Source organism: Roseibium sp. TrichSKD4, assembly GCF_000148725.1.
In the GTDB taxonomy this organism is placed as follows: Bacteria; Pseudomonadota; Alphaproteobacteria; order Rhizobiales; family Stappiaceae; genus Roseibium.
This window is the reverse complement of sequence record NZ_GL476312.1, coordinates 22,076-28,422: the sequence shown is the minus strand read 5'-3', so window position 1 is coordinate 28,422 and position 6,347 is coordinate 22,076. Positions and strand designations below refer to the sequence as shown.

General features: G+C 54.1%; 6 protein-coding genes. All 6 read right to left on the bottom strand.

What is annotated here, in order from left to right; all coding sequences use genetic code 11:
• Positions 1-259: 259 nt before the first annotated feature.
• On the bottom strand, positions 260-553 hold the full coding sequence (locus TRICHSKD4_RS30730) for a hypothetical protein (RefSeq protein ID WP_040616750.1): 294 nt from the start codon (positions 551-553) through the stop codon (positions 260-262).
• Positions 550-1,515, bottom strand: coding sequence for a peptidoglycan-binding protein (locus TRICHSKD4_RS11210; protein WP_009467369.1), 966 nt, complete (start codon positions 1,513-1,515; stop codon positions 550-552). Before TRICHSKD4_RS11210 ends, TRICHSKD4_RS30730 begins: the two co-directional genes overlap by 4 nt.
• Positions 1,516-1,600: 85 nt before the next feature.
• Positions 1,601-1,840, bottom strand: a complete 240-nt coding sequence (locus TRICHSKD4_RS11205; protein WP_050763322.1) for a tail protein X — start codon at positions 1,838-1,840, stop codon at positions 1,601-1,603.
• 5 nt (positions 1,841-1,845) lie between these two features.
• Positions 1,846-2,967 (bottom strand): phage late control D family protein, encoded by a 1,122-nt coding sequence (locus tag TRICHSKD4_RS11200; RefSeq protein ID WP_009467368.1) that lies wholly within the window; start codon positions 2,965-2,967, stop codon positions 1,846-1,848.
• On the bottom strand, positions 2,967-3,386 hold the full coding sequence (locus tag TRICHSKD4_RS11195; RefSeq protein ID WP_009467367.1) for a phage tail protein: 420 nt from the start codon (positions 3,384-3,386) through the stop codon (positions 2,967-2,969). The genes TRICHSKD4_RS11200 and TRICHSKD4_RS11195 overlap by 1 nt, the downstream gene beginning before the upstream one ends.
• Positions 3,386-6,280, bottom strand: a complete 2,895-nt coding sequence (locus TRICHSKD4_RS11190) for a phage tail tape measure protein (protein WP_009467366.1) — start codon at positions 6,278-6,280, stop codon at positions 3,386-3,388. The genes TRICHSKD4_RS11195 and TRICHSKD4_RS11190 overlap by 1 nt, the downstream gene beginning before the upstream one ends.
• Positions 6,281-6,347: the final 67 nt, after the last annotated feature.

Below are 6,347 nucleotides of genomic sequence, written 5' to 3'. Positions count from 1 at the left end.
CGATATAGAGAAAGGCACGACCAGCTGTGAGGTCGCGCATAAAGGTCAAGCTGACAATCGACCCGATCAATCCAGCAATCATGACAGACACCTTGGCCCCGAGGTGTTGTTCAATATCCATTATCGTTCCTCGTGCTTTCTGCATTCCGATGTGGTCCAGGTGCCAGTCCCGCAAAGGCCGGCAACCGTGCTGTCGATTTTTTCTTGATCTGCCTCGGTCGCTCCCTTTGCACCGACAAGATCAGTCCCGATGATCTGCCTAGCGCTGAGATTGAGTTTCGGCTTTGACGCACTCGTTGTTTGCGAAGGACCAGGACATCCCCCGACGAGCACGGCACTCCCGACGGCGCAAGCGAGCGCGGTCAGCTTCTTCAGCCAGTTCATTGATTGCGTCCTCTGTGTTGGATTTTGCATCACCCAGCGCACGCTCGACGGCGGCCTCAGTCAGAGCGCCAGCATCGATACGGCCATAGACGTATGCGCCAGTAATCAAAAAAAAGGCGGCCACCGCGGCCGCTGCGAGTAGTTTCCACATCATGGGATTGAGCATCATCCCCTCCCCGTCCAGCGGTCGATGTATCCGCCGTCATCCAATCGGGCGTAAAGGGCGAGCAATGCACCGGCTACGACAATGCCACCGACAACAAGTGTCGTGATGTCACCGCTGCTGAGCGCTGCTTTCTGTCCTTCGATGACGGCGATGCACTTTTGTACCGGCTCAACCAAAACCACGGCGCCGCCAGCACCAGCAATACTGGAGCCACCGATCCCACGAGACTTCGTTGCAGGCTTCTGATTGATAGGCTCCCGTCCGAGGTCTTTCGTGAAATCCGTCAGTTTGACTAATGCTCGATGCAGGGCAGCAAGGGTCTTTGGACCCGCAATGCCATCGACCAGCAGTGCTGATGCCTCCTGAAACCCTTTGATATTGGTTGGATCAAAATCCAGCAAAACAAGTGCTGTCCGGACATATCGGCGCTTCCGATCTTTGAAGCCATTGTAGCCGCCATTTATCCGTTTGGTGATCGTTTTGATGTCTCCCCGGTCTGCAAAACGATTGAGCTTCCGGGTATCCCAATACCAAAGTGGCCCCAAGCCTTCCCACGGATCAGTGTTCATCAACTCGGGATCAGCAACAAAGTCAGGAGCATTTGGATCAATCTTTGCGCGGCACCAATCGCGATACTGCCGGGTATTCGCCTTGCCTGTGATCTGTATGGCAGTGTGTCCTCGATATTTTAAACCATCCCCATCACATTCAGGGGTATTGCCAAGGTCCGTGCGAGTATCGTAACGCTTCTGGGCAGGTGTCGGACCCCAGATTTCTCGGTCATGGTGGTAGCCGCCGCTCTCATGGCTGATTTGGGCGAGATATTGTGCCAGGCGATGAGGCACCTCTAACCCCACATGGTCACCATATACATCAAGCGCCATCAGGACCGACCGCGCGTTGGCCTCTTGTTTTTTTGTAAAACGCTTGCCTTCAATACGCTCTAACTGAGCTGTGGTCAGCATGGTTCACCGATACGGTCCTTGACCGCCCTCTGTTTGAAAAGAAAAAGGCCCGCGATAGCGAGCCTTTGGGAGTGTCTGATCGACGTTAGGACCAGAGAGTGATGAGTGGTTTTGGCTTGGGTGGCGGTGCCTCGGGAAGAATGATCTCAACTCCGGCCGGCAACACCAGCCCGCGGTTTGCCAGTCCCCGATTTGCCTCAAGGATCAATTCAGTCGTTCCTTGATGGCGGCCATAGAATTTCCAAGCGATGTGGTCGACAGTATCCCCGTCCGACGTGATGTAGCGGGTTTTACCGTCTGGACCGGTATGGAATCTGGATGTCATTCTGATCACTCTGGTCCGTCACCAAGAAGACCACTCCCTACCAAGGTTGGGCCGGTTGGCTCTGGTGTAGGGACGGGTGCGGTAGGTGCACTGCCTGTCACTTTCGGCTGTTCGCCCAGGCCTTTCTTCGCGCCTCCAGTCGGGGCTTCACACTCGATTTCAGTGGTGTAAGCGGATGATCCGGAAAAGGTATGAACGACGCGGACCGCATGCCATTTTCCATCAACACCGTATCCCAATCCGGAAACCTCGACCTCGGCGCCGGCCATCGCGAACGGATCTCCGTTGATTGTGAAACGCGCAGACCCCTCTGAACGTGTAATTTCACGTGCTTTTGAGCTGGCAGCCCGCCTCGCCTCTTCCTCTGTTTGGAATGGGTGACGGATGTGGAACGTCGGCCCTTCTTCACTGGCAGCAGAAGACTGGAACTTGTGCTCGACCTTGTTACGATCAAACCAGGAGGCCTCGACTTTCGAGAACTTTGGCTTGTCGACTTCCGACGCTGAAAAACTGATCAAGTTCACGCCCAACGCCACATTGATCGCAGGGATTTTCTTGCCCGTAACGGACTCGCCAGAGGCCTTGTCGTTGATCACCATATGCCCGTCCTTGATGCTGACACCGGCATCCAGCTTTTCCTTGAGACGGGTGGCAAAGGCGATATCGTTTTCTTCCGATTGAGCCTCGTAGTCGTTCGGCTCGTTGTCGATACGGTCCGCAATCGCAGGTGACCAACCATTACGGGAAGCTATCTCGCGAAAGATATCCCCGTATGTCGGGTAGTCTTTATTGGGATACGCCTTGGTTCGCTGTTCTTTGACTGCAGATTTGGCGTCGATGGTCTGGGCTGAGATGGAAATCGTGACGGGAAACCCATTCACCGAACGCTGATCAATGCGGAACTTCCCAAATTTCCGTGGCTCGCCCTGCTCTTCCCACCCAGCTTCAATATAGACTTCTGCCCCCGTCTCCGGACGTTGCAGGATCATGTTCGGATCAGTGATGTCGATCTGCGCTGTATCTGCGTGGCTATCTAGCTGATCCGTTATCGTGAGGGTGAGACCCAAGTCCTTGAGCTTTTTGGTTACGTTCTCACCATTCACCTTGATCAGATAATACGGCTTCATCAGAACAGCCCTGTTCTGAGTTCGGTGCTGATAGGTCCAGGAACATACCGGGTCAGTCGCAACTGTGTTTCGACTTTGGACGGCATTCCATTGGCATCGAACAGAGTTCGCGTTTCCTGAAGACTGGTGCCGACCCACCTCCCGAGAACTGCGCCGGACAGCATTACAAGCATGTGCGGTACTTGCTGGCGAATTGAAAGCCGGACTTCCTCCAACATCCCCAATCCACCACGATTGAAATGATGTGGGAAGAACGTGGAATCCAGCTCCAGCGTATCTACATCCGGGCCAAGCAGGTGCGTTGGTTGGTCAGCTCCAATGACAGCAGCATGAGCGACCCTTCCGCCAGAGGATCGCGTCATCTTTTCCACCGAGTAGGTTGGTATCATGAACCGGTGCGGTCCCCAGCCAATCAGCATCACGCCACTCCCAGATCTGAACGGCCGTCAAAGGCGGTCTGGCTCGACCGGCCAAAGTGTTTGTCCATAACGCTTGCGACCTGTCTGGCCGCTGCATCGGGGTCATTGGATTGAATATGGAAGTGATTGGTGTTCGCTGTTTGATGGGAGGATGATGTAGATGGCGCCACTGCCCCGCCCCCGGGCCCGGAACTTTTCAAGGCTGACATTGGAGACGGCGCATATCCACCTAAAGACCCAAGAATGTCACGAAGTTCCCGGGCTTTCCCAAGTGAGGAGTTCAGCCCGCTTTCGTCCAACGTTGGCTTGGCATGGATCGACAGAAGAGCTTCCAGATCATCAGCCAGTTTCTTGGTTTCACCCTTCGCTGCAGAAGGGTCAACTGGAAACGGGCTGGCAGTGTTTGCACCGCCAGCTGATGGCGCGGTCCGACGGTTTAACTCTCCAAAAACACCATCAATGCTTTTGCTTGTGTCACCGCTGCCGAAATACTTTCCCGGATTCCAATTCGTTGTCACATCATCATACAAACGCCCGAGCTGTGCCGACAGACTATGATGCTGAATTGACTTCTTTCTCAATTCAGGATCAACGCCCAGCCATTGATCAAACTTTTCGAAACCAGCGGTCATCGCCTCAGTTCCGAGGTAATAGATCAATCCCGCTATTGCCCCTTTTCCGAGGCTTTTGCCAAGTCCCTTGGGGACACCTGCCGTTTTTCCCGCAGCTGCAGCGGCTTTCGGTGCTGCTACCGTTCCTGTCGTTGTTCCCGGTAGCCCTTTGCTTGCCTTGGCCAACTGTGCCGTTGACTTGGCTAGAGCACTAATACCGGAAGCCTTAGCACCGAGCTTTGTCAGTCGGCCAAAGAACTTGAGCAGTGACCAGGCGGGTTTGATCATAGACAGGACAAGGAGCGCGTTACCCAATGCCTTCAAAGGCCGGACAATGAGCATAAACCCGATCGAACCGACAGCAAGAAGAGCTCCCCAAGCTCCAAGTGTCTTGAATACCGATCCAATCTTGCCCTCATCCAGACCAAGAATACCTTCCAGAGAAGACGCAAGATATTTGATCCCATCAGCTACCCAGCGCGCTGCCGACGCAAACGTTTCCAGAGCTGCAGCGGTCTCCTTACCGAACCAAACACCCAGCTTTCTCCAAGCCCATTCACCACCGGCAACGGAATCCGCCGAAAGAACAGCCCAAAAGTCAGACAGTGTGCCTGTGATGCTCTCAATGATGGCTCGGGTTTCCGGCCCCATATGGTGCTTGAGACTTGCCCAGAAACCCTCGAACCCGGCCGTGATTTCATCCCACTTTTTAACAGCAAGGTATCCGGTCAGAGCGATCAAGCCGCCGACTGCCCATGCCAAAGGATTGATCAGAAGCCCAAGAACGGATGTTAAGCCGGCGATAACAAAGCCGAGAGGCGCGATAGCTGCAGCAGCAAGAGCCGCATAGGTGCCAAATTCAAGTACTGTCGGTGAGGCTTCTTGTAATTTACCCAGCGCGCCGGTGCCTGCCTTGATGACTTCAACCGCCCTCTTCAGAACACCGGCTTTCGATATCGTGATAATCAAATTATCAAATGCCGCGTTTAGCTTTGCGACATCGCCAACAACACCCTTCATCCGGGTTCGGGACATGCGGTCCGCAGCACCGCTGTACTTCTTCTCCAGTTCGTCCAGAGTGGCATCAATATCACCGGCCAAGAGCGCCATCATTTTTGGCGAATGGCGAACACCAAAAATGACAGGGAACAAGGCTTCTGCGTCCGGATGGTCTCGGACCGCATTTAGGAACCCCTTCAAATCAACTTGTGTCCCAAGAGCAAGTAGAGATTGAGAAAGGCTATCGCTGAGTACCTTTCGGTCGACAATCCCCTCACCCATTTCTGACGAAACCAGATCGCTCAGTTGGGCAATGAGCTTTTGCGGCGACTTGGCAAACTTGGGATCATTCAGAACGCGGTCAAAGTCCTTCTCTAAGTGCTCAACATTTATACCATCGAGCGATAGAGTGTTGATCAGCTCCTTGGCAGACACTTTCCGAGCCGATTTGACAAAGTCATCAACCTTGATACCGAGATGAGACATCGCAGCATAGGCTTGCTTCGTGGGCTTCAACAATCGCGTCAAAGCAAACCTTAGGCCTGTTCCGGCGTTAGACCCCTTGATGCCGTTGTTCGCCAGCATCATCGAAGAAACCGCCATTTCCTTCAATGACATGCCGGTTGCAGCAGCAAGCGGGGCCACATAGCGGAAATTCACCGCCATCTCTTCAATGTTGGTATTTGATTCATTCGCGCTGTAGGCAAGGACATCGGAAATTTCTTCCATTGTCTTTGCAGCTTGTTCGCTCGTCTCCATCGGCAAGCGCATAGCCTGCGCGATGTTGGTCATGATGTCGGCTGTTTTGCCCAGACCGATATCGCCGGCAAGAGACGTATTCAAAGTGGACCGCAACGAGCCCATCATTTGGTCGAACTTCTGCCCAGACCGAAGCAGCTCGAAGGAGGCCTCCAGTATGTCCTTGTTTACGAACGGAAAGTCCTTATTGAGCTCTTTTCCGTAAGCCTCTAAATCTTCGCGTTGTTTTGTCGTTAGCGTGCCCACGGCTTCCGCCGCATTCCCCATCTTTTCGTATTCATAGACAGATTTGGCAGCAGCGCCCGCTCCAGCAAGAATCGGAGCCGATAGCATGGCGGCATCAGTGGAAGCGCGGCGCATGGCCCGGCCGGATCGGCCGAGTGCATTCGGGACCACCATACTGGCCCGGCCGATACCGTTTAATCCCCCAGATACCCGCCCCAACGCACCAACCACCGCCCGTGCAGGCGCACTTACCCCGTCGACAAGACGAAGGATCAGCTTCGCTTCACGCGCAGTGGACATTGGCTTGCCTCAAGTATGGTAAGTGCGTTGGGAAGCCAGAGCGTGACCAGCTCATCGAATGAGATTT

Bases quoted from the DNA above. Each gene is read 5' to 3' on its own strand.
- TRICHSKD4_RS11195 (WP_009467367.1), bottom strand. From the start codon at position 3,386: ATGCTGATTGGCTGGGGACCGCACCGGTTCATGATACCAACCTACTCG.
- TRICHSKD4_RS30730 (WP_040616750.1), bottom strand. From the start codon at position 553: ATGATGCTCAATCCCATGATGTGGAAACTACTCGCAGCGGCCGCGGTG.
- TRICHSKD4_RS11210 (WP_009467369.1), bottom strand. From the start codon at position 1,515: ATGCTGACCACAGCTCAGTTAGAGCGTATTGAAGGCAAGCGTTTTACA.
- TRICHSKD4_RS11205 (WP_050763322.1), bottom strand. From the start codon at position 1,840: ATGACATCCAGATTCCATACCGGTCCAGACGGTAAAACCCGCTACATC.
- TRICHSKD4_RS11190 (WP_009467366.1), bottom strand. From the start codon at position 6,280: ATGTCCACTGCGCGTGAAGCGAAGCTGATCCTTCGTCTTGTCGACGGG.
- TRICHSKD4_RS11200 (WP_009467368.1), bottom strand. From the start codon at position 2,967: ATGAAGCCGTATTATCTGATCAAGGTGAATGGTGAGAACGTAACCAAA.